Genomic DNA, 20,283 nt, shown 5'->3' with positions numbered 1-20,283 from the left:
GCTAAGGCCTGTCGGGCGCGCCGAGCAGCTTCGCCTCGGTCTGCGCGTCGAGACCGACCGGGGGCCGGTCCGGCCGCTGCGGGGCGGCCCCTCCCCGCTCGCGCAGCCAGGCCCAGGTGTCGGCGACGGTTTCGCCGACCGGTCTGCAGCGCAGACCGGCTGCGTGCGCCTTGGCTACGTCACCCATGTGCAGGGTGTCGTAGAGCTCTCCGGCGGGCAGCCAGACCGGCAGGTCCGTCCACGGCTCGACACCTGCGGAGAGGAGCACCTCGGGTTCGGTCCAGCGCAGTTGGGCGCGGGAACCGGTCACACGGACGCAGGCGTCCAGGAGCTCGCCCATGGTCGTGTGCCCCGGGCGGCTCACGGTGTTGTACGCGCCGGACAGGCCGTTCGACGCGGCGTCGAGGAGCCAGTCCGCCAGGTCACGCGCGTCGATGTACTGCAGCCCGGCGTCCGCCGGCCCCGGCGCGATGACGGGTCCGCCCCTCGCCGTCCGGTTCAGCCACCACGGCAGACGGCCGATGTTCTCCCCGGGGCCGAGGATCAGCCCGGCCCGGGCCAGCAGCGCGCGGTCGCCGAAGGCGTCGAGCGCCGCCAGTTCCCCACCACGCTTGGCCTCTGCGTAGGGGGTGTCCGCTCCCGCGTCCTGGGAGGCCCCGGCCACCAGGGGTCCGTCCTCCGGGAGCCCCGCGGGGGTGGGGAAGGCGTACACGGACCTGCTGGACACGTAGCTGAAGTGCCCCGCCCTGCCCCTCAGGAGCCGGGCCGCGTCCCGGACAGCCGAGGGTGCGCCGCTCCATGTGTCGACCACCAGGTCCCAGGTGCCGTCGGCCAGTTCCGCGAGCCCCGGCTCACCCGCCGTCCGGTCACCGGTCAGCGTCCGGACCCCGGCCGGTGCCGCGTGGCGGCCCCGGTGGAAGACGGTGACCTCCCAACCACGCCAGAGAGCGGCGTCGGTGACCGCGCGCCCCACGAATTCCGTACCGCCGAGCATCAAGAGCTTCATACGGTGATCGTGCCCGGCGGAACAGGCCGTGGGAACAGAACCTCGCTGTCGGCAGAACGGGGAACTCTACGGTCAGGACGTGTACGCGAGAGGGCTGCGATGGCGCAGCAGCCACCGGTGGTACTCCTCGGCCCGCCGCGCCGCGTCACGGTAGGCCGCCTCCAGCTCCTCGTACACGGCGTCCGTGTCCGCGCCCGGCCGGGAGACCAGCAACAGCCGCACCGCCAGCGGGTCGCCGCGCAGAGGGCGGATCGCCATGTCGTCACGGGGGCCCGAGGTCGGCTGGCAGGGCGCGACCGCCTCGCCGAGCACGACGAGGGAGGCCGCCGTGAGGTAGTCGCCGTGCAGGACGGGCGGATCGAGACCCGCGGCGCCGAGGACCCGCCGCACCCCGTCCCACTCACCGTCCACCGAGGGGTCGACCATCCACCGGTCTCCCGCCAGGTCGTCGAGGTCCACGACCGGCCTTCCGGCCGCCGGATGGTCCCGGGCCAGCGAGATGAACTGGGGTTCGCGTTCCACGAGTACGCGCTGGCTCAGTCCGTCCGGAACGGTGAGCGGACACCCTTCCACCTCGTGCACGAAGGCAACGTCCAGCCGGCCGGCCGCCACCGCGCCCAGCAGCGCCCGGGCCGACACGTCGACACGGAGCGAGATGTCCGTGCCGGGCAGTCTCACCCGCAGTCCGCGCAGCCAGCCGCCGATCACTCGGCTCGCGGTGGAGCCGATCCGCAGGCAGGGTCCACCGGCCCGGGCGGCCTCGGCCTCCGCCGTCGCGGCGCCGACCAGGGCGGTCATGCCGTCCACCAGAGGACGGGCGCGGCTGAGGACGGCACGCCCCAGGAGCGTCGGCAGGCAACCCGTCCTCCCCCGGCGGAACAACTCCGCGCCCATGGTCTTCTCGATCCGCTGGAGCTGCGTCGTCAAGGAGGGCTGGCTGACGCCCAGCCGCCGTGCGGCCTGGTGAAGGCTGCCCGTGTCGGCGATGGCGCAGAGCGCCCTGAGGTGTCTCACCTCGAGCTCCATGACAGCGAGCGTATGACTGTTCGTACGCCGAGCACCAGATGCCCCAACCCCCACCAACCGGCGCGATTCAGGGGGTGTCGGGGCGACCGGCACGTGCTGATCCTGTGTGCTTCCTGTCCGGGCGATAGGGCGGTGTTATCGCCGGTTGACATCATCCGCTGCGGGCCCGGCTGCCCCGACACTCTCTCCGTACCCCCCACCCGTTCCCCGTCCGCCTTCCGGACGGGGTCCATCGGACAGGTAGGAGACACCCCCCATGAGACACCCCAGGACAGCCGTCGTGTCGGCCGTTGCCGGTCTCGGACTCGCCCTCGCCGCCGCGCTGGGCACCACCCCCGCAGTCGCCGCCGCCCCGGCCCCCGCGTCCACGGCCACCGTGACCTCGGTGCAGGCCGGTTACGCCGCGTACGCAGGTTCGAGCGAGAACGCCGCCGCGAACAAGGCGTTCTTCGACGCCGTCATGAAGTCGGTCGCCGAGAAGCGGGCCGCGAAGCCGGGCGCCGCAGCCGTCACCGTGGTCTACAGCACCACCAACGCCCCCAGCTTCCGCAGCCAGATAGCCAGCAGCACCAGCATCTGGAACAGCTCGGTCAGCAACGTCAAGCTGCAGGAGGGGTCCAACCCCGACTTCACCTACCGCGAGGGCAACGACTCCCGGGGTTCGTACGCGAGCACGAACGGGCACGGCAGCGGCTACATCTTCCTCGACTACGCGCAGAACCAGCAGTACAACTCGACCCGGGTCACCGCCCACGAGACCGGGCACGTGCTGGGGCTGCCGGACCACTACACCGGTCCGTGCAGCGAGCTCATGTCGGGTGGTGGGCCCGGTACGTCCTGCACGAACGCCTCTCCGAACGCGGCCGAGCGCTCACAGGTGAACAGCCTCTGGCAGAACGGCCTCGCGTCGGCTCTCGCCCGCACCACGTCCTGACAAGCAAGACAGCACCGGCACCACCCGGCGCAGGGGCCGTTCCGCGTGAGCGGGGCGGCCCCACGGGCGCGTCCCCCGACAGGTCACGGGGCGCAGCCCAGGCAGGTCAGGGGCGCCGGGGCAGGGCTCAGGCGAGTTCGAGCGGGAAGGCGCCCCGATGACCCGTGCCGGCTCCGTGCGCTGGGCGGGGTTCGAACTCCCGGCAGCTCCATATCTCCTGGACGAATCCGGTGCGCCGGTCCCAGAGGCCCACGACATCGTTCCCGCCCGCCGCATCGCGGTACGCGTCCTTCGCGCCGCGGAAGCAGGCGAGCCCGCCGGACAGACCGCGGGCCGGGGCAGGGAAGTAGTCGGAGAAGGCGCAGGCTATGCACGTCTGCAGATGCATGTCCGGCGGCAGGATCCGCTGGACCGTCGCCAGTGCCGCGGCGAAGTCCCCCTCGGCGCGGTTCGACTCGTACACCGCCCCGTCCAGATGGAGTGCGAGATACAGGTCCGGGTCCGCCCTGCGCAGGGACAGCAGGCAGCTGAGCGTGGCCTGACGGACCGTCCCGGACACGAGGACCGGGAGCGGGAGGTCCCACTCCAGCACGCAGTCGTCGAGCACGCCGTCCACCAGGTCGAACAGCCCTTCCTGGGGTGTTCCCGTCACGGGGCCCAGACCGTCGAAACTCTCGCCCTCGAAGTCCGTGCCCCGGATGCGGATACGGAGCTGCTGTCCGTCCGTGGTGAGAATGACGGCCTCGGAACCGTGACGGTCCCGGTACCAGCCTGCCCACGACTCATCTGTCATGAGCAGGGACTGTAGTCCGTGCCTCGGGACCGGCCCGTGGCACCCTCCCCCTTCCGCGCCCCCGGAGTCCGATCCCCCTCATCCGGCGCGGGGTTCGCGCCGGATGGGCCACATCGGGGGGCCATGTCGAGGGGCCACCGGGAAGGTCGACGGCCTGCCCTGCGGAGGTGGGACCGAGCCGCTCGCAGAGACCGCGGCTGCGCGTGCCGCCCTCCTCCGGAAGGGCGGGAGTTCCTCGCTCCGCCGCCGCCTGCCGGACGCGTACGCCCCTGACCGGCCCGCTCTCTTCGTCCCGTGGACCGGTCGGCCCGACCGGTCCACGGGATCCCGGAGTTGGTCTTCGGAGCCGGTCACGGACGGGACGGTCAGTGCGTTCTGCGGGTGACGAACTCGGCCAGGGCCAGCAGGTCTCCCGCACCCGCCGGTGCGGGCACCGCACGGGACAGGTGATGGACGGCACGGGCCATCCGGTCCGCAGCGGCGATCTGGGCCCAGTCCCGGCCGCCCGCCCGGTCGACCGCGTCGGCGGCGCTCCGGACCTCCGCCGGTGTGTTCATGGCACCCCGGTAGAGCGCGGCGAGTTCGGCGGCGGCCGGGGCGTCCGAGGTGAGCGCCGCGACCACCGGCAGGGACTTCTTGTGGGCGGTCAGGTCCGACCCGACCGGTTTACCCGTGCGGGCCGTGTCCCCCCAGATGCCGATCAGGTCGTCGATGAGCTGGAAGGCGAGACCCGCCTCCCGGCCGAAGCCGTCCATGGCGTCGACCGCCCGTTCCCCCGCTCCGGCGTAGAGCGCCCCGAGTGCGCAGGCACAGCCCAGAAGAGCGCCCGTCTTGGCCATGGCCATGGCCAAGCACTCGTCCAGCGTGACGTCCTCGGGGCCCCTCTCCTCCAGGGCGCAGTCGGCCTGCTGTCCCGCACAGAGTTCGACCACGCAGGTCGAGAGCCGCACCACGGCCTGTCCGGACGCCGGGTGCGGGTCGTCCGCCAGCAGCCGCAGGGCGAGGGCGAGCATGGCGTCACCCGTGATGACGGCGTCCGGCACACCGAACACGGCCCAGGCCGTGGGCCGGTGCCGCCGGGTGGTGTCCTCGTCGATGACGTCGTCGTGGAGCAGGGTGAAGTTGTGCGCGAGCTCCACCGCGACGGCCGCCCGCATCGCCGCCTCGGCATCCCCTCCCAGTGCACGCGCGGCGGCCAGGACGAGCGCGGGCCTGATGGCCTTGCCGGCCCGGCCGGCGGCGGGCGTACCGTCGGCGTGCTGCCAGCCGAAGTGGTACATGGCGACCCGGCGTATCGCACCGGGCAGCGTTTCGACGGCTGCTCGCAGATGCGGGTCGACGGCGTTGCGGGTGTGTTCCAGGAGCACGTCGGCTTTGTGCCCCTCCATCGCGGCATCGGTACTGGTCATGGTCACGGGTCACTCCTTCCCGGGCGCCCAGGGGGCGCCTTGGTCGCGGCCTCGGCCTGACGGGGTCCGGGCGGCTGCCGCCCGGACCCCGGCGAGCGTCACCGCCAGCGGCTCACCTCCACGTTCTCCAGGACACCGAGGGCGTCCGGCACGAGGACCGCGGCGGAGTAGTAGGCCGTCACGAGGTACGAGATGATCGCCTGCTCGTCGATGCCCATGAAGCGGACAGAGAGACTCGGCTCGATCTCGTCCGGGATACCGCTCTGCTGGAGCCCGACGACGCCCTGGTCGGCCTCGCCGGTCCTCATGCAGATGATCGATGTGGTGCGGGCATCCGTGACCGGGATCTTGTTGCACGGGAAGATCGGCACCCCCCGCCAAGCGGGCACGTGGTGCCCCCCGACCTCGACGCTCTCCGGCACCAGGCCCCGCTTGTTGCACTCCCGTCCGAATGCGGCGATGGCGCGCGGATGGGCGAGGAACAGCTTCGACCCGCGCCGTCGCGACAGGAGTTCGTCCATGTCGTCGGGGCCGGGCGCCCCTTCGTGCGGCTGGATCCGCTGCCCGTAGTCGCAGTTGTTGAGCAGCCCGAACTCCCGGTTGTTGATGAGCTCCTGCTCCTGGCGCTCACGCAGCGCCTCGACCGTGAGCCGCAACTGCTGCTCGGTCTGGTTCATCGGCTGGTTGTAGAGGTCGGCCACCCTGCTGTGGACCTTCAGCACGGTCTGGGCGACGCTCAGTTCGTACTCGCGGGGCGCCGACTCGTAGTCGACGAAGGTGTGCGGGACGACGCTCTCCCCCACATGTCCCGCCGACAGGTCGATCTCCGCCTCGCCGTACCTGTTGGTGCGCTGGTGCGGAATGGCGAGCAGCCCGGCGAGATGGTCGCGCAGCGAGTCCGCACGGGCGGCGAGGTTGAGCACGTCGGACCGGCGCAAGGTCAGGAGCGTGCAGGCGGTCACCGCACGGGCCGTGTACTCCCAGGTCGCGTCGCCGTCGAGCAGGACGTGGTCGCCGAAGTAGGCGCCGTCGGCGAGGACTCCGAGCACCGTCTCGTCGCCGTACGGGCCGGCCCCGATCTTCTCGACCTTGCCGTGGGCCAGCAGATGGACCCGGTCCGCCGCCTCCCCCGACGCGGCGAGCACCTCTCCGGCCGCGACGTCGCGCTGTTCACACCTGCGCGCCAGTTCGGCCAGTACCTCCTCGTCACCGAAATCGCGCAGGGCGGGAAGTTCACCGAGTTCGGCGGGGATGACCGTGACCCGGTCGCCGGTCTGGACGAAAGTCACCCTGCCGTCCCCGACCGAATAGCTCAGCCGGCGGTTCACCCTGTAGGTGCCGCCCTGCACCTGCACCCACGGCAGCATGCGCAGCAGCCACCGCGAGGTGATCTCCTGCATCTGCGGGGCGGACTTGGTGGTCGTCGCGAGGTTCCGCGCAGCCGCTGTGCCGAGACTCTGCTGCGGCGGCTGCGTGTCGCGAACCTCTTCACCAACGGACATCCGACATCCTCTCGATCATGGACTGACCTGCGAGAAGAAGACTTGCAGTTGAGGACACGGCACGCTATTACACAAAAGAGTGTGACTATTCGGGCCCGGGACGGGAACGTTGCCCACGCCTGGACGCCCGTATACGGCCCGGGGGGCCCGGATGTGACGGACGTACGGCAACCACGGCCCAGGTCCTACGACTTCAGCCCGCTCACATCCGGGACCTACGCCCGTTACCGCGCAGCGCACAGGCACCTAGCGTTCCTGCCGTGGATACGACAGGCACGCTCGACGAGGCTCTTCAGCGGCTGCACACCTCGGGTCCCGAGCGGCTCGGACGGCTCACCAATCACGCACCGATGGCCGTCGAAGCCCTCGCGGCCAACGGTCAGTCGGCTGCCGTGCACCGCTGGCTCGACCTCTACGCGTCGAAGCTGGAGGAGTTCCCCGCCCGCGTGGAGCCGGTCACGGACGCCGACTGGCGGTCCGCGCTCGGCGACCCGCGCCGCGCCGCCGACTGGATCGGCTACTTCGGCCGGGAGCTCGCCGAGCACCCCTGGCGGGAGGTGCTCACGCTGTGGTGGCCCCGCCTCCTGCCCGGTATGTACGGCGGATCGACGCATCCGGTGATCCGCGTGGGCCACGCCGTGCGCACACTCCTGGCGGGCGAGGAGACCGGGCCGCGTCGGACCGAACTGGCCCACGGCCTCGGATACTGGGCGGCCCGTCACCACCCCGTCACCGGCCTCGCCCCCACGCCCGGCGCCGACAGTGCCGCGGCGGCCCTCGCCGCGGTGGCGCCGGTCGTCGAACGGGAGGGCGGCTTCCCCGACCGGCTCGGCCGGGTCAGGAGCCTGCCGGTGTGGGCCGCCGGGGTGACGGACCCGGCCGGGGCGCGCCACCGGCTCACCGAACTGGTCCGGGCGGCCACCCACCGGTACGCCACCCACGGCCACGGCGACGAGACGATGCTGGTCCACGCTGCCACGGCCCCCAACGCAGTCCTGCGGACCCTCCCCGCGCTGCCCGAGGCCCTGTGGGTACCGAGCCTCCGGGCCGCCTGGACCGCGTCCGCGGCGGTGACCGCCATGTACGCGCCGGACGCCCCGGTGGCCTACGCACCGCCTGGCCGGATCACGCCCGAAGAGGTCGTGGAACGCGCTCTGGCCCATGGCGACGAGCACGTCATCAAGCTGACCGACACAGCCGTGGATTTCGGCGACGAGCAGTCGCTCGCGGCGGCCCTGCGTGCCGTCGAGCTCGGTGAACCCATGCGATAGAGGGCCGCTCAGTACGCCAGCGGTGCTCCCGAAACGACGACCTTGCCCGGGTTGAGGATGCCGTGGGGGTCCAGGGCCGCCTTCACCGCTCGCTGCATGGCGAGGTTGGCGGGACCGATCTCGCGGTCCATGCCGCCCATCTTCAGCAGGCCCACGCCGTGTTCACCGGTGACCGTGCCGCCGAAGGAGATCGCCGCGTCGAGGATGTCCTCGAAGGCGAGCTGGGCGCGGGCCCTGGCCGCGTCGTCACCGGGTTCGGTGATGATCAGGGGGTGGAGGTTGCCGTCGCCTGCGTGGGCGATGTTGGCGATGAGGACGTCGTGTTCGCCCCCGATCTCCTCGATACGCGCCAGCATCTGCGGCACCCGGGACCGCGGCACGACCACGTCCTCGGTGAGCACCGGCCCCAGTCGTTCCAGGGCCGGATAGGCGAGCCGGCGGGCCTGGAACAGGGCGTCCGCCTCCGCCTGGTCGGTGGAGACCTCGGCCCAGGCGGCCCCGGCCTCGGCGAAACAGGCCCTCATGGCCTCGGCCTCGGCGTCGCCCGCGGCTCCCGGGGTGTCCACGCGGCCGAGCAGGATCGCGTCCGCGTCCGCCGACAGGCCCATGTTCTTCCACTCGTCGACGGCCCGCAGGCAGTGCCGGTCGAGGAGTTCGAGCGCCGAAGGCACGACTCCCGCGGCCGTCACCCGGCGCACCGCGTCACCGGCCGCGACGACCGAGTCGAAGAAACCGGCGACCGTGCGCTCGGCCGGCCGCGCGCCGCGCAGCTTCACGGTGATCTCGGTGATCACGCCGAGCGTGCCCTCGGAGCCGACGAACAGACCGCACAGGTCGTACCCGGCGACCCCCTTCGCGGTCTGCCGGCCCACCCGCACGACCTCGCCGAGGCCGTTGACGACCTCGAGCCCGAGCACGTAGTCCCGGGTGACGCCGTACTTGACGCAGCACATGCCGCCGGCGTTGGTGGCGGCGTTGCCGCCGATGGTGGACCAGGGAGAGCTCGCCGGATCCGGCGGGTACCAGAGGCCCTGCGCGGCGCACGCGGCGCGCAGGTCGTCGTTGACGACGCCCGGTTGGACGACGGCGAGGCGTTCCACCGGGTCGACGCGCAGAATCCGGTTCATGTCCTCGAAGGAGAGGACGACGGCACCGTCCACCGCGTTCGCTCCGCCCGAAAGGCCCGTGCCCGCGCCGCGCGGGATCACCGGGATCCGGTGTTCGACGCAGTACGCGACGACGGCGCGCACCTCATCGGTGTCCTGGGGCCGTACGACGGCGAGGGGCAGGCCCGCCGGGGCCCACTCCGCCTCGTCGCGCGCGTAACGGCCCAGGCTTTCCGGGTCGGTGACGACCCTGCTCGCCGGTATCCCGTCGGCTGCGTTCGGCTTCGGCACGGCCGGTGACCACCTCTCCTGCTCTCGCGCACCCCGCGTCCGTCACGGGACCGCACCCCCATGATGGCGCGCCCCCTCACGCACAGGACCAGGGGTCTAAGTTGCATCTCTCCGCGCAGCCGCACGCGCGACTGCCCCCAGGCGACCGGCTGCACGTCTCCCCACCGTACGGCGACCTGGTTCTCGACGGCTCCGACGTCCCGTTGCTCCTCGCCTCGGCCGGGATCGGCTGTACTCCGATCCTGTCGATGCTGGAGCACCTGTCGGAGAAGGAGCGCCGATCCCCCGTCGTCGTGGTCCACGGCGACCGGTCGCCCGCCGACCACGCGCTGCGCACGCACCACGCGGCGCTCACCGGCAAGATTCCCGGCGCCGTCGCCCACTTCTGGTACGAGAACCCGGAGCCCGGCCACCCCGCGGAGCGCACCGGCACGGTCGACCTGAGCGGTGTTCCGGTCGCCCCGGGCACCCACGCCCATCTCTGCGGTCCGCTCCCCTTCATGCGCGCCGTCCGCGCCCAGCTGCTGGACAAGGGGGTCGCGGCGGCCGACATCCACTACGAGGTGTTCGGTCCCGACCTCTGGCTCGCCCAGGGCTGAGCCCACCCGCACGGGGCACGCGCACAACCTGAGGACGAAACCGCCAGGACCGAACTGTCCGGATCACATCGCACAGGGCGCAAACAACGCCCGAACAGGTTTGCCGGAGCCAGGTGTTCCGGTAGAAGCGCTGTACGGACACGCTCCCCCGTCAGACAAGGAGTCGGCCATGTCCTCACCCATGTCAGCCAGCAACTTCCTCAAGGCCCTGAAGAACGAGGGGCTCACCGTCGTCCAGGTGGGCGACTGGCGTACGCACAACCGCAACCACAAAGGCCCCTGGGGGCCGGTGCACGGCGTGATGCTGCACCACACCGTCACCAAGGGCACGGCCCGCACCGTCGAGATCTGCCGGGACGGGCACCCGGGGCTGCCGGGGCCGCTCTGCCACGGTGTGATCGCCAAGGACGGACGGGTCCATCTGGTCGGCTACGGCCGTGCCAACCACGCCGGCCTCGGCGACGACGACGTCCTGCGCGCCGTGGTGGCCGAGAAGCGCCTGCCCTCGGACAACGAGTCCAACACCGACGGGAACCGTCACTTCTACGGCTTCGAGTGCGAGAACCTCGGCGACGGGAAGGACCCCTGGCCCGCCGTCCAGCTCGAGGCCGTCGAGAAGGCGGCCGCGGCGGTCTGCCGCTTCCACGGCTGGGACGCCCCCTCGGTCGTCGGACACCGGGAGTGGCAGCCCGGCAAGGTCGATCCGCGCGGCTTCTCCATGACGGGTATGCGCAACCGGATCCACGACCGGCTGAAGTAGGGCGGCACCGGGCCGCAGACAATGAACGCATGGACGACGAAACGCTCGGTCTCTCCCGGCTGCGGCCGGTGCTGCCCTCACCCCTGCAGCCGGCCGAGGACGAGCGGTTCGCACGGCACCGCGTGACGCTGCTGCTCAAGCGGGACGACCTGATCCACCCGGACCTGCCGGGCAACAAGTGGCGCAAACTCGCCCCCAATCTCCGGGCCGCCGCGGGCCGCACCGTACTGACCTTCGGCGGCGCCTACTCGAACCACCTCCGGGCCACGGCCGCCGCCGGACGGCTGCTGGGCTTCCCCACCGTCGGCGTCGTGCGGGGCGACGAGCTGGCCCGTCGGCCGCTGAACCCCTCCCTCGCACGCTGCGCGGCCGACGGCATGCGACTGCACTTCGTGGACCGCGCGACCTACCGCGCGAAGACCTCTCCCTCGGTCCTGGAAGGCCTGCTGAGCCTCTTCGGGGAGTGCGTGGTCATCCCGGAGGGCGGCAGCAACGCGCTCGCCGCACAGGGCTGCACAGAGCTCGGCCGCGAACTGCGCGGCCGGTCCGGCACCGTGGCGGTCGCCTGTGGCACCGGCGGCACCCTGGCGGGACTGGCCGCAGGGCTCGGCCCCCGGCAGCGCGCCCTCGGCGTCCCCGTCCTGCGCGGCGGCTTCCTGGGAGCGGCGGTACGCGATCTGCAGCGGGAGGCTTTCGGCGCGCCCGTCGGGCGGTGGTCACTGGACGACCGCTTCCACTTCGGCGGGTACGCACGTACGACACCGGAGCTGCACGCCTTCGCCGACGACTTCGAGGACCGGCACGGCCTGCCCGTCGAACGGCTCTACGTGGCGAAACTCCTGTACGGGCTGACCGTGCTGGCGGGGGAGGGCGCCTTCGCCCCGGGGTCCACGGTCACCGCCGTCGTGACCGGACGGCCCGGGACGGCAGGTGACGGTCAGCCGCCGTCCGACTCCCGGTAGGCGGCGGCCTCCTCCAGATCCAGCCGGCGCAGCAGGGCACGCAGCATCTCGTCGTCGATCCTCCGCTCGTCCCTGAGGCGTACGAAGACCTCGCGCTCGGCGGCGATCATCTCCCTGGCCAGCCGCCGGTAGGTGTCGTCCGCCGACTCGCCGGTGGCCGGGTTCGCCGCGCCGAGCCGTTCCCAGACGGCGTTGCGGCGGCGCTCCATGACGGTGCGCAGCCGCTGGGTCAGGGGATCGGGCAGCGCGTTGACGGGGTCGGCCAGCAGCCCGTCCAGGCGCTCGTCCGCGGCCGCCGACGCCTCGCTCTGCGCCTGTGCCTCGGCCAGCGTCTCGGTGCGCGCGTCGCGTCCCGGGAGCTTCAGCACCCGCACCAGCAGGGGCAGGCTCAGCCCTTGGACGACCAGGGTCCCGATGACGGTGGTGAAGGTCAGGAACAGCACCAGGCTGCGCGCGGGGAAGTCCTCACCGTCGTGCGTGACCATGGGGATGGAGAAGGCGATGGCGAGCGAGACGACCCCCCTCATCCCGGCCCAGCCGACGATCAGGGGAGACGTCCACGGCATCGGCCCCTCGCGTTCCCGGACGCGCTTGGAGAACCACTGCGGCAGGTAGCTCGCGGGGTACACCCAGACGAAGCGCACCACCACCACGGCGACGAACACGAGGACCGCGTACCGGAAGGCGTCCATCACGCTGTAGGCGCCCAGCTCCCTCAGGACGAACGGCAGCTGCAGCCCGATCAGCGCGAAGACCGCCGACTCCAGGACGAACGCGACCATCTTCCAGACCGCCGCCTCCTGGAGCCGGGTCGCGAAGTCGACCTGCCAGGACCGGTGCCCCAGGTAGAGCGCGACGACGACCACGGCGAGCACCCCGGAGGCGTGCACCCGCTCCGCGGCCGCGTACGCCACGAAGGGGATCAGCAGCGACAGGGTGTTCTGGAGCAGCGCCTCCTTGAGGTGGGTGCGCAGCCAGTGCAGCGGAACCATCAGCAGCAGGCCGACAGCGACTCCGCCGACCGACGCCAGCAGGAACTCGCCGATCCCCTCGCCCCAGCTCATGCCCTCACCGACCGCCGCGGCGAGCACCACCTTGAAGGCGGTGATCGCGGTGGCGTCGTTCACCAGGGACTCCCCCTGGAGGATCGTGGTGACCCGGGCGGGCAGGCCCACCCGGCGGGCGATCGCCGCGGCGGTGACGGCGTCCGGCGGGGCGATGACGGCGCCGAGCACCAGCGCGGCCGTGAGTGGCAGGTCCGGCACCAGCAGGTAGGCGAGCCAGCCCACCGCGACCGTCGCGAAGAGCACGTACCCGACGGAGAGCAGCGCGACCGGCCGCAGGTTGGCCCGCAGATCCAGGTACGAGCTGTCGACCGCCGCCGTGTACAGCAACGGCGGCAGCAGCAGGGGCAGCACGATGTGCGCGTCCAGGGTGTAGCTGGGCACTCCGGGCAGGTACGAGGCCAGCAGTCCGGCCGCGACCAGGAGCAGCGGCGCGGGCACCGGTGTCCGGCGGGCCGCCCCCGCGACCACCGCGCTCACCGCGACGAGCGCCACCAGGGGCAATGCGTCCATCTCGCTGTCCTCACATCCGACGTAACGTGGCCATCATGAGTGAGTGCCTCCACGTATCCGAACTGCCGCGCCCCGAGCCGGCCCCGCTCAGCGACACCTGCCCGGAGTGTCTGGTGGCCGGCACCCATCCCGTGCAGCTGCGGCTCTGCCTGGTCTGCGGGCGCGTCGCCTGCTGTGATTCCTCGCCCCTGAAGCACGCCTCGGCTCACTTCGAGGCGACCGGCCACCCGGTGATGCGCAGCTTCGACTGCGCCGAGAGCTGGCGCTGGTGCTTCGTGGACGGTTCGATCGTCTGACGCCTGGGTACGTCAAACCGGCGCCGGTTCTTCGCAATTGACCGCCGCAGACCTCTAGCCACTGTGTGTACTCATATGCATACGATGAGTAATCGCAAGGTTGCGGTCTCGGCGACACGGCATCATGGGTGGCGACAGCGTCGCCGGACCACAGAACCGACGACGGACCGTATGGCCCCGGGCACTCGTCCCGGAGCCTCGAACGAGTGTGTGCCACCTTGGAGGTGAGGGTGTCCCAGATCGCAGGCGAGCCCGGGAACCAGGACTTCGTAGAGGTCCGGCTGCCCGCTGCGGGTGCCTACCTGTCGGTGCTGCGTACGGCCACGGCCGGCCTCGCAGCGCGCTTGGACTTCACTCTCGACGAGATCGAGGATCTTCGCATCGCGGTCGACGAGGCCTGCGCGATCCTGCTCCAGCAGGCCGTGCCGGGCTCCGTCCTCAGCTGCGTCTTCCGACTCGTCGGGGATTCCCTCGAGGTGACCGTCTCGGCACCCACGACGGACGGCCGCGCCCCTGAGCGCGACACCTTCGCCTGGACGGTGCTCTCCGCACTGGCCGGCAAGGTCGACTCCACGGTCGCCGACGACCGTACGGTCAGCATCAGCCTGTACAAACAGCGCGGCGCGGGACCCGGGCCGGCGTGAGCGACGGGAACGGGGACGGTCCTGTGCGTGACGAGACGATCCGGTCGGAAGCGGTGCGCCCGGCAGCCCTCCCGGAACAGCAGGCCCGGCCGCATCCGGAGGACGAGGCGGACGGTGCGGACGGGACGAAGGGCCGTCCGGTCGCGTTGGAGCAGTCGCAGGCGGAGCGGGCGGTCCATATGAGCGAGCACGCGCACCACGATCCACGCGACCGCAGTGGGGCGCGGGCGCTCTTCATCGAGCTCCGGGAGCTTCCCGACGGCTCGGTGGAGAAGGCCGAGCTGCGCAACCGGCTGGTGCGGATGCACCTGCCGCTCGTGGAACACCTGGCCCGCAGATTCCGCAACCGCGGCGAGCCGCTCGACGACCTGACCCAGGTCGCCACGATCGGCCTGATCAAGTCGGTGGACCGGTTCGACCCCGACCGGGGCGTCGAGTTCTCGACGTATGCGACCCCCACGGTCGTCGGCGAGATCAAGCGCCACTTCCGGGACAAGGGCTGGGCGGTGCGGGTGCCCCGGCGCCTCCAGGAGCTGCGGCTGTCGCTGACCACGGCCACCGCCGAACTCTCCCAGCAGCACGGCCGCTCCCCCACCGTGCACGAACTGGCGGAGCGCCTGGGGATCTCCGAGGAGGAGGTCCTGGAGGGACTGGAGTCGGCCAACGCCTACAGCACGCTCTCGCTCGACGTCCCGGACACCGACGACGAGTCCCCGGCGGTCGCGGACACGCTGGGCTCCGAGGACGAGGCCCTGGAGGGCGTCGAGTACCGCGAGTCGCTCAAGCCGCTGCTGGAGGACCTCCCGCCACGCGAGAAGCGGATCCTGCTGTTGCGCTTCTTCGGCAACATGACGCAGTCGCAGATCGCTCAGGAGGTCGGCATCTCCCAGATGCACGTGTCCCGCCTCCTGGCGCGGACGCTCGCGCAGCTGCGCGAGCGGCTGCTCGTCGAGGAGTAGCCGGCCGGCGGGAGCAGGGACCGCGGCGGGTCAGGCGTCGGGGGTCGTCCGCGACCCCCGGATGCCCAGCGCCTGCGTGGTCGCGGGATTGAGCACCAAAACGAGCCCCGTCACGGCGACCACGGCGAGGACGATGCCCGCGGGGATCAGTGCGCCCTGGGACCGCAGAAGCGTCCAGGCCACCGGCAGCGCCATGAGCTGGGTGATGAGCGCGGGGCCGCGGCTCCAGCTGCGCCGCAGCAGGAGCCCACGCGCGGCGAACAGCGGGATCAGGCCGAGTGCCACCAGCGTGAGCCCGCCCATCTCGGCCTGCTGGATGCTGTCGGGCCGCCCGAGGAGCCCGACGGCCAGCATGTAGATCCCGCCGAGGACGAGCGCCGCGCCTTCGAGCGCGTTGACTGCGGCCAGGGCGGCGATCCGGCCCGGCTTCTCCGCGCCGGCCGAGGGCGACGGGGAGGGCGTGTTCTGCTGAGTGCTCACGCCTTTCAGATTCGCATCCCGGACCCCCGGAAGCGAAGCCGGGGCCGGGACGCCCGCGCCCAGGGGAGGACCCGTCACGCTGTGTCATCGGGAGTGGACCCGATGGGATCGCGGCTTCGGGCGGTACCGCGCGGTAGGTACTCTGGCGGACATGCGCGCACTTCTCGTGGTCAACCCAGCTGCCACCACTACCAGTGCGCGGACCCGTGACGTACTGATCCACGCCCTCGCGAGCGAGATGAAGATCGAGGCCGTGACCACGGAGTACCGCGGGCACGCCCGGGACCTGGGGCGGCGGGCAGCCGACTCCGACGACGTGGACCTGGTGGTCGCCCTCGGCGGCGACGGCACCGTCAACGAAGTGGTCAACGGGCTGCTGCACAACGGACCGGACCCCGAGAACCTGCCGAGCCTCGCCGTGGTGCCCGGCGGCTCCACCAACGTGTTCGCCCGCGCTCTGGGCATCCCCAACGACGCCGTCGAGGCGACCGGCGCCATCCTGGACGCCCTGGCCGACCGCAGCGAGCGCACGGTGGGACTCGGCCTGGCGGCCGGCACCCCGGGCACGGCGGACGAGGCCGTTCCGGGGCGCTGGTTCACCTTCTGTGCGGGACTCGGTTTCGACGCGGGCGTCATCGGCCGGGTCGAACAGAAGCGCGAGCGGGGCAAGCGGTCCACCCACGCGCTGTACGTGCGCCAGGTGCTCCGGCAGTTCGTGGAGGAGCCGCACCGGCGCGACGGCCAGATCACCCTCGACGTCCCCGGCCGGGACCCGGTCACGGACCTCGCGCTGTCGATAATCTGCAACACCGCTCCCTGGACCTACCTGGGGAACCGCCCGATATACGCCTCCCCGAAGGCCTCCTTCGACAGCGCCCTGGACATCCTCGGCCTGAGGCGTCTCTCCACCCCCGCCATGACCCGGTACGCCACTCAGTTGCTCACCTCGAGCCCCGAGAAGGGTCCACACGGCAAGCACGCCGTCTCCATGCACGACCTCACCGACTTCACCTTGCATTCAAAGGCTCCACTGCCCTTCCAGATGGACGGTGACCACCTGGGACTGCGTACGAGCGTGACGTTCACAGGCGTACGCCGTGCACTGCGTGTGATTGTGTGAGTGGAAGCGGCCAAAGTCCTTTAACTCGAACGTTTGGGCTGGCCCCCACCCCTTAGAAGTACGGCTGTGACCTAGTCGACACCGAGGAATCAAAAAAAACTTTCCAGAAGGGGTTGTATCCGCCGCCGAGGTTTGCGAATCTCTACTTGGCGATCGGGACGGCCCGCAACATCGGCCTCCACTGAGAGCCAGAACCCCTCCTCACCACAACAGGACCACATCCAGCTCAACTGGGCGTAGGACCTTTGCTCGCGGGGGGATTCGTGAAAGCGTTCACATTCACAAGCATCAGCATGTAATACCAAGGAGAGGTAGCAGCCATGGACTGGCGTCACAACGCCGTTTGTCGTGAGGAAGACCCGGAGCTGTTCTTCCCCATCGGCAACACCGGTCCTGCGCTGCTGCAGATCGAGGAAGCCAAGGCCGTCTGCCGTCGCTGCCCCGTCATGGAGCAGTGCCTGCAGTGGGCGCTCGAGTCCGGCCAGGACTCCGGCGTCTGGGGTGGCCTCAGCGAGGACGAGCGCCGCGCAATGAAGCGCCGCGCCGCTCGCAACCGGGCGCGTAACGCCAGCGCCTGACCGACGCCCCCCGCACGACGAGCCTCAGCCAGGCGGCGCGTACAGAGCGTACGCACAGCCCCGCCTTCGAGTCGCAGCGCGCAGTACCCCCGAAGCGCATCGCATCGTGAGCACCACGCAGTGGGCCCGGACCGTTACCACGGTCCGGGCCCACTGCTGTGTGGCGGCGACCGCCGCCCGGCCTGACTACTTGTCGTTCTGCACCGGGATGTCGAGCACCACCTGCGTGCCGCGCACCGGCGCCGGAACCATGCCGAACGTTCCGCCCAGCTCGCCCTCGACCAGCGTCCGCACGATCTGCAGTCCCAGATTGCCCGCGCGCTGGGGGTCGAACCCCTCGGGCAGCCCACGACCGTCGTCCGTCACGGTGATCAGCAGCCGGCCCTCGGCCGGAGAGCCGCCGCGCACCGCGGACACCTCCACCGTGCCCTGCTCCGCCACGGTGAACGCGTGCTCCAGTGCGTTCTGCAGCACCTCGGTGAGCACCATGGAGAGCGGAGTGGCCACCTCCGCATCGAGGATTCCGAAGCGTCCCGTGCGGCGGCACGTGACCTTGCCCGGCGAGATCTCGGCGACCATCGCGATCACCCGGTCGGCGATCTCGTCGAACTCGACGCGCTCGTCCAGATTCTGGGACAGCGTCTCATGCACGATGGCGATCGAACCGACGCGCCGCACCGCCTCGTTGAGCGCCTCACGGCCACGCTCCGAGTCCATCCGGCGCGCCTGGAGCCGCAACAGGGCAGCCACCGTCTGGAGGTTGTTCTTGACCCGGTGGTGGATCTCCCGGATGGTGGCGTCCTTCGTGATCAATTCCCGCTCGCGCCGCCGGAGTTCCGTGACGTCGCGGAGCAGCACCAGCGAACCGATGCGCACCCCCTTGGGCTTGAGCGGGATGGCGCGCAGCTGGATGACCCCGCCGGCGCCCTCGACCTCGAACTCCCGGGGCGCGTAGCCGCTCGCCACCTTGACCAGGGCCTCGTCCACCGGCCCGCGTGACGGTGCGAGTTCCGCGGTGGTCTCGCCGAGGTTGTGGCCGACGAGGTCCGAGGCCAGGCCGAGCCGGTGGTAGGCGGAGAGGCCGTTGGGGCTCGCGTACTGCACGACGCCGTCGGCGTCGAGCCGGATCAGCCCGTCACCGACGCGCGGCGACGCGTCCATGTCGACCTGCTGGCCGGGGAACGGAAAGGATCCGGCTGCGATCATCTGGGCGAGGTCGGAGGCGGACTGGAGGTAGGTGAGCTCCAGCCGGGACGGAGTGCGCACGGTGAGGAGGTTGGTGTTCCGGGCGATGACGCCGAGGATCCGGCCCTCCCTCCGTACGGGGATCGACTCGACCCTGACGGGTACTTCCTCCCGCCACTCCGGGTCGCCTTCACGCACGATGCGGCCCTCGTCCAGGGCGGCGTCCAGCAGCGGCCGGCGGCCGCGGGGCACGAGGTGGCCGACCATGTCGTCCTGGTAGGACGTGGGACCGGTGTTCGGCCGCATCTGGGCCACGGACACGTAGCGGGTCCCGTCGCGGGTGGGCACCCACAGGACGAGGTCGGCGAAGGACAGGTCGGAGAGCAGCTGCCACTCCGAGACCAGCAGATGGAGCCACTCGAGGTCGGTGTCACTCAGGGCTGTGTGCTGGCGGACAAGGTCGTTCATGGAGGGCACAGGTGCGAGCGTACCCGTGGAGACGAAGAGCTTCCGAACCGATCGGCCCGTGGATGCGTGACACTGTGAGGGAAGGACCCGGACCGGAGAATGTCCGCGCCGACGGATAGACACCGGCTATTGGTCTAGTCCACAATGCACCACGTAGGGGTAGGACAGGCACGATGCCTCCCCTGCGCGACAGACCTCCGCTCTCCCCGCACAGGAGGGCGGACCGAGGTATCCGGCGCTCTCTGCCCTGACTGCGCCGGTGCCTCCAGTGGCCGGAGGCACCGCACACCGCCGGCCAGGTAGCTCCGGGCTGCGGTGCCGGACGGGCTGAGGGTCCCGTCCCGGCGCCGCGGCCCGCGGGTGTTTCCGGGGGCGTTCACCTCGCGGACGGAACCGTCCGCCGACAGGGCGACAAGCAGTGGCATACGCGTGGACGGTTCACCTCCGTGCCGCACCGTTCTGCTAGATTGGGGTCCAAGATTGGTCTATACCACATGACGCCACTCTCCAGATCGGCAGGCACAGCGTGGAAGTTGTCATCGTCCCGGACGCCACGGCAGGCGGCGAACTCATCGCGGAGGCCATCGCCGCCCTGCTGAGCCGCAAGCCCGACGCTCTGCTCGGCGTTGCCACCGGCTCGACCCCGCTGCCCATCTACCAGGCGCTGACGGCCAAGGTCCGCTCCGGCGCCGTGGACGCATCGCGTGCCCGCATCTGCCAGCTCGACGAGTACGTCGGGCTGCCCGCCGGCCACCCCGAGTCGTACCGCTCGGTCGTGCTGCGCGAGGTCATCGAGCCGCTCGGCCTGTCCGAGAAGTCCTTCATGGGCCCGGACGGCAGCGCCACGGACGTGCAGGCGGCCTGCGACGCCTACGACAAGGCGCTCGCCGAGGCGGGCGGCGTCGACCTCCAGTTGCTCGGCATCGGCACCGACGGACACATCGGCTTCAACGAGCCGTGCTCCTCGCTCGCCTCCCGTACCCGCATCAAGACGCTGACCGAGCAGACGCGGGTCGACAACGCGCGCTTCTTCGACGACGACATCGAGCAGGTGCCGCACCACGTCATCACCCAGGGCATCGGCACGATCCTGGAGTCCCGCCACCCTGTCCTGCTGGCCACCGGCGCGGGCAAGGCCGACGCGGTGGCGCTGACCGTCGAGGGCCCCGTCGCCTCGGTCGTGCCGGCGTCGGCGCTGCAGCTGCACCCGCACGCGACGGTGGTGGTCGACGAGGCGGCGGCGTCGAAGCTGAAGCTGGCGGACTACTTCCGCGCGACGTACGCGGCGAAGCCGCAGTGGCAGGGCCTGTAGGAGTC

The 20,283-nt window shown here is 71.2% G+C and carries 19 protein-coding genes and 1 pseudogene; 11 read left to right on the top strand and 9 right to left on the bottom strand.

Annotated elements, in window-relative coordinates; translation table 11 throughout:
- Position 1: 1 nt before the first annotated feature.
- Positions 2–1,006, bottom strand: coding sequence for an NAD-dependent epimerase/dehydratase family protein (locus ABZ441_RS00360; RefSeq protein WP_358966134.1), 1,005 nt, complete (start codon positions 1,004–1,006; stop codon positions 2–4).
- 72 nt (positions 1,007–1,078) lie between these two features.
- Positions 1,079–2,032: a LysR family transcriptional regulator gene (locus tag ABZ441_RS00355; RefSeq protein ID WP_358966131.1), complete on the bottom strand. Its 954-nt coding sequence runs from the start codon at positions 2,030–2,032 to the stop codon at positions 1,079–1,081.
- A 256-nt stretch (positions 2,033–2,288) separates the two neighbouring features.
- Between ABZ441_RS00355 and snpA the strand changes: the two genes are divergently transcribed.
- Complete coding sequence (gene snpA / locus ABZ441_RS00350; protein ID WP_358966128.1) at positions 2,289–2,966, top strand: snapalysin; 678 nt, start codon at positions 2,289–2,291, stop codon at positions 2,964–2,966.
- A gap of 127 nt (positions 2,967–3,093) precedes the next feature.
- Here the strand turns inward: snpA and ABZ441_RS00345 are convergent, their stop codons facing one another.
- The 3 genes from ABZ441_RS00345 to ABZ441_RS00335 all read right to left on the bottom strand — a co-directional run bounded on the left by ABZ441_RS00345 (position 3,094) and on the right by ABZ441_RS00335 (position 6,670).
- Positions 3,094–3,759: a DUF6304 family protein gene (locus ABZ441_RS00345; RefSeq protein ID WP_358966125.1), complete on the bottom strand. Its 666-nt coding sequence runs from the start codon at positions 3,757–3,759 to the stop codon at positions 3,094–3,096.
- 365 nt (positions 3,760–4,124) lie between these two features.
- Positions 4,125–5,168: a family 2 encapsulin nanocompartment cargo protein polyprenyl transferase gene (locus ABZ441_RS00340; RefSeq protein WP_358966122.1), complete on the bottom strand. Its 1,044-nt coding sequence runs from the start codon at positions 5,166–5,168 to the stop codon at positions 4,125–4,127.
- Between the two features lie 98 nt (positions 5,169–5,266).
- Positions 5,267–6,670 (bottom strand): family 2B encapsulin nanocompartment shell protein, encoded by a 1,404-nt coding sequence (locus tag ABZ441_RS00335; RefSeq protein ID WP_358966119.1) that lies wholly within the window; start codon positions 6,668–6,670, stop codon positions 5,267–5,269.
- A gap of 260 nt (positions 6,671–6,930) precedes the next feature.
- Between ABZ441_RS00335 and ABZ441_RS00330 the strand changes: the two genes are divergently transcribed.
- Positions 6,931–7,941 (top strand): questin oxidase family protein, encoded by a 1,011-nt coding sequence (locus tag ABZ441_RS00330; RefSeq protein ID WP_358966117.1) that lies wholly within the window; start codon positions 6,931–6,933, stop codon positions 7,939–7,941.
- A gap of 8 nt (positions 7,942–7,949) precedes the next feature.
- Here ABZ441_RS00330 and ABZ441_RS00325 read toward each other — a convergent pair whose 3' ends face one another.
- On the bottom strand, positions 7,950–9,338 hold the full coding sequence (locus tag ABZ441_RS00325) for an FAD-linked oxidase C-terminal domain-containing protein (protein ID WP_358966114.1): 1,389 nt from the start codon (positions 9,336–9,338) through the stop codon (positions 7,950–7,952).
- Between the two features lie 122 nt (positions 9,339–9,460).
- Here ABZ441_RS00325 and ABZ441_RS00320 point away from each other — a divergent pair.
- The 3 genes and pseudogenes from ABZ441_RS00320 to ABZ441_RS00310 all read left to right on the top strand — a co-directional run.
- Positions 9,461–9,937: pseudogene (locus ABZ441_RS00320) on the top strand (hemin transporter); the annotation flags it as partial.
- Between the two features lie 169 nt (positions 9,938–10,106).
- Positions 10,107–10,697, top strand: a complete 591-nt coding sequence (locus tag ABZ441_RS00315; protein ID WP_358966111.1) for an N-acetylmuramoyl-L-alanine amidase — start codon at positions 10,107–10,109, stop codon at positions 10,695–10,697.
- A gap of 29 nt (positions 10,698–10,726) precedes the next feature.
- Positions 10,727–11,659, top strand: coding sequence for a pyridoxal-phosphate dependent enzyme (locus ABZ441_RS00310; RefSeq protein ID WP_358966108.1), 933 nt, complete (start codon positions 10,727–10,729; stop codon positions 11,657–11,659).
- On the opposite strand, the gene ABZ441_RS00305 is transcribed toward ABZ441_RS00310, so the two are convergent.
- Positions 11,635–13,236 (bottom strand): Na+/H+ antiporter, encoded by a 1,602-nt coding sequence (locus ABZ441_RS00305; protein ID WP_358966105.1) that lies wholly within the window; start codon positions 13,234–13,236, stop codon positions 11,635–11,637. The genes ABZ441_RS00310 and ABZ441_RS00305 overlap by 25 nt on opposite strands.
- A gap of 35 nt (positions 13,237–13,271) precedes the next feature.
- On the opposite strand from ABZ441_RS00305, the gene ABZ441_RS00300 reads away from it, so the two are divergent.
- The 3 genes from ABZ441_RS00300 (at position 13,272) to ABZ441_RS00290 (ending at position 15,135) form a co-directional block, all read left to right on the top strand.
- A complete protein-coding gene (locus tag ABZ441_RS00300; protein WP_358966103.1) occupies positions 13,272–13,532 on the top strand; it encodes a UBP-type zinc finger domain-containing protein in 261 nt (86 codons plus the stop codon).
- Positions 13,533–13,762: 230 nt separating this feature from the next.
- Positions 13,763–14,176, top strand: coding sequence for an anti-sigma regulatory factor (locus tag ABZ441_RS00295; RefSeq protein WP_014154139.1), 414 nt, complete (start codon positions 13,763–13,765; stop codon positions 14,174–14,176).
- A 23-nt stretch (positions 14,177–14,199) separates the two neighbouring features.
- Positions 14,200–15,135 carry an RNA polymerase sigma factor SigF gene (locus ABZ441_RS00290; protein WP_358966747.1) on the top strand — a complete coding sequence of 312 codons (936 nt, stop codon included), beginning with the start codon at positions 14,200–14,202 and terminating at the stop codon, positions 15,133–15,135.
- 30 nt (positions 15,136–15,165) lie between these two features.
- On the opposite strand, the gene ABZ441_RS00285 is transcribed toward ABZ441_RS00290, so the two are convergent.
- The gene (locus ABZ441_RS00285) at positions 15,166–15,615 is read right to left on the bottom strand and encodes a hypothetical protein (RefSeq protein WP_358966100.1); all 450 of its coding nucleotides are present in this window, start codon (positions 15,613–15,615) and stop codon (positions 15,166–15,168) included.
- Positions 15,616–15,766: 151 nt separating this feature from the next.
- Between ABZ441_RS00285 and ABZ441_RS00280 the strand changes: the two genes are divergently transcribed.
- Both ABZ441_RS00280 and ABZ441_RS00275 read left to right on the top strand, forming a co-directional pair.
- Positions 15,767–16,735 carry a diacylglycerol kinase family protein gene (locus ABZ441_RS00280; protein ID WP_358966098.1) on the top strand — a complete coding sequence of 323 codons (969 nt, stop codon included), beginning with the start codon at positions 15,767–15,769 and terminating at the stop codon, positions 16,733–16,735.
- Between the two features lie 320 nt (positions 16,736–17,055).
- Positions 17,056–17,313 (top strand): WhiB family transcriptional regulator, encoded by a 258-nt coding sequence (locus ABZ441_RS00275; RefSeq protein WP_003953983.1) that lies wholly within the window; start codon positions 17,056–17,058, stop codon positions 17,311–17,313.
- A 186-nt stretch (positions 17,314–17,499) separates the two neighbouring features.
- On the opposite strand, the gene ABZ441_RS00270 is transcribed toward ABZ441_RS00275, so the two are convergent.
- Entirely contained in the window at positions 17,500–18,966 is a 1,467-nt protein-coding gene (locus tag ABZ441_RS00270; protein ID WP_358966096.1) for a PAS domain-containing sensor histidine kinase, read from the bottom strand.
- A gap of 526 nt (positions 18,967–19,492) precedes the next feature.
- On the opposite strand from ABZ441_RS00270, the gene nagB reads away from it, so the two are divergent.
- The gene (nagB, locus tag ABZ441_RS00265; protein ID WP_358966094.1) at positions 19,493–20,278 is read left to right on the top strand and encodes a glucosamine-6-phosphate deaminase; all 786 of its coding nucleotides are present in this window, start codon (positions 19,493–19,495) and stop codon (positions 20,276–20,278) included.
- Positions 20,279–20,283 lie beyond the last annotated feature (5 nt).

This window comes from Streptomyces sp. NPDC005752 (genome assembly GCF_040630715.1).
In the GTDB taxonomy this organism is placed as follows: domain Bacteria; phylum Actinomycetota; class Actinomycetes; order Streptomycetales; family Streptomycetaceae; genus Streptomyces.
The sequence above is the reverse complement of the archived record's forward strand: the minus strand, read 5'-3'. Positions and strand labels throughout refer to the sequence as shown.

Bases quoted from the DNA above. Each gene is read 5' to 3' on its own strand.
- ABZ441_RS00360 (WP_358966134.1), bottom strand. From the start codon at position 1,006: ATGAAGCTCTTGATGCTCGGCGGTACGGAATTCGTGGGGCGCGCGGTC.
- ABZ441_RS00355 (WP_358966131.1), bottom strand. From the start codon at position 2,032: ATGGAGCTCGAGGTGAGACACCTCAGGGCGCTCTGCGCCATCGCCGAC.
- snpA (WP_358966128.1), top strand. From the start codon at position 2,289: ATGAGACACCCCAGGACAGCCGTCGTGTCGGCCGTTGCCGGTCTCGGA.
- ABZ441_RS00345 (WP_358966125.1), bottom strand. From the start codon at position 3,759: ATGACAGATGAGTCGTGGGCAGGCTGGTACCGGGACCGTCACGGTTCC.
- ABZ441_RS00340 (WP_358966122.1), bottom strand. From the start codon at position 5,168: ATGACCAGTACCGATGCCGCGATGGAGGGGCACAAAGCCGACGTGCTC.
- ABZ441_RS00335 (WP_358966119.1), bottom strand. From the start codon at position 6,670: ATGTCCGTTGGTGAAGAGGTTCGCGACACGCAGCCGCCGCAGCAGAGT.
- ABZ441_RS00315 (WP_358966111.1), top strand. From the start codon at position 10,107: ATGTCCTCACCCATGTCAGCCAGCAACTTCCTCAAGGCCCTGAAGAAC.
- ABZ441_RS00310 (WP_358966108.1), top strand. From the start codon at position 10,727: ATGGACGACGAAACGCTCGGTCTCTCCCGGCTGCGGCCGGTGCTGCCC.
- ABZ441_RS00305 (WP_358966105.1), bottom strand. From the start codon at position 13,236: ATGGACGCATTGCCCCTGGTGGCGCTCGTCGCGGTGAGCGCGGTGGTC.
- ABZ441_RS00300 (WP_358966103.1), top strand. From the start codon at position 13,272: ATGAGTGAGTGCCTCCACGTATCCGAACTGCCGCGCCCCGAGCCGGCC.
- ABZ441_RS00280 (WP_358966098.1), top strand. From the start codon at position 15,767: ATGCGCGCACTTCTCGTGGTCAACCCAGCTGCCACCACTACCAGTGCG.
- ABZ441_RS00275 (WP_003953983.1), top strand. From the start codon at position 17,056: ATGGACTGGCGTCACAACGCCGTTTGTCGTGAGGAAGACCCGGAGCTG.
- ABZ441_RS00270 (WP_358966096.1), bottom strand. From the start codon at position 18,966: ATGAACGACCTTGTCCGCCAGCACACAGCCCTGAGTGACACCGACCTC.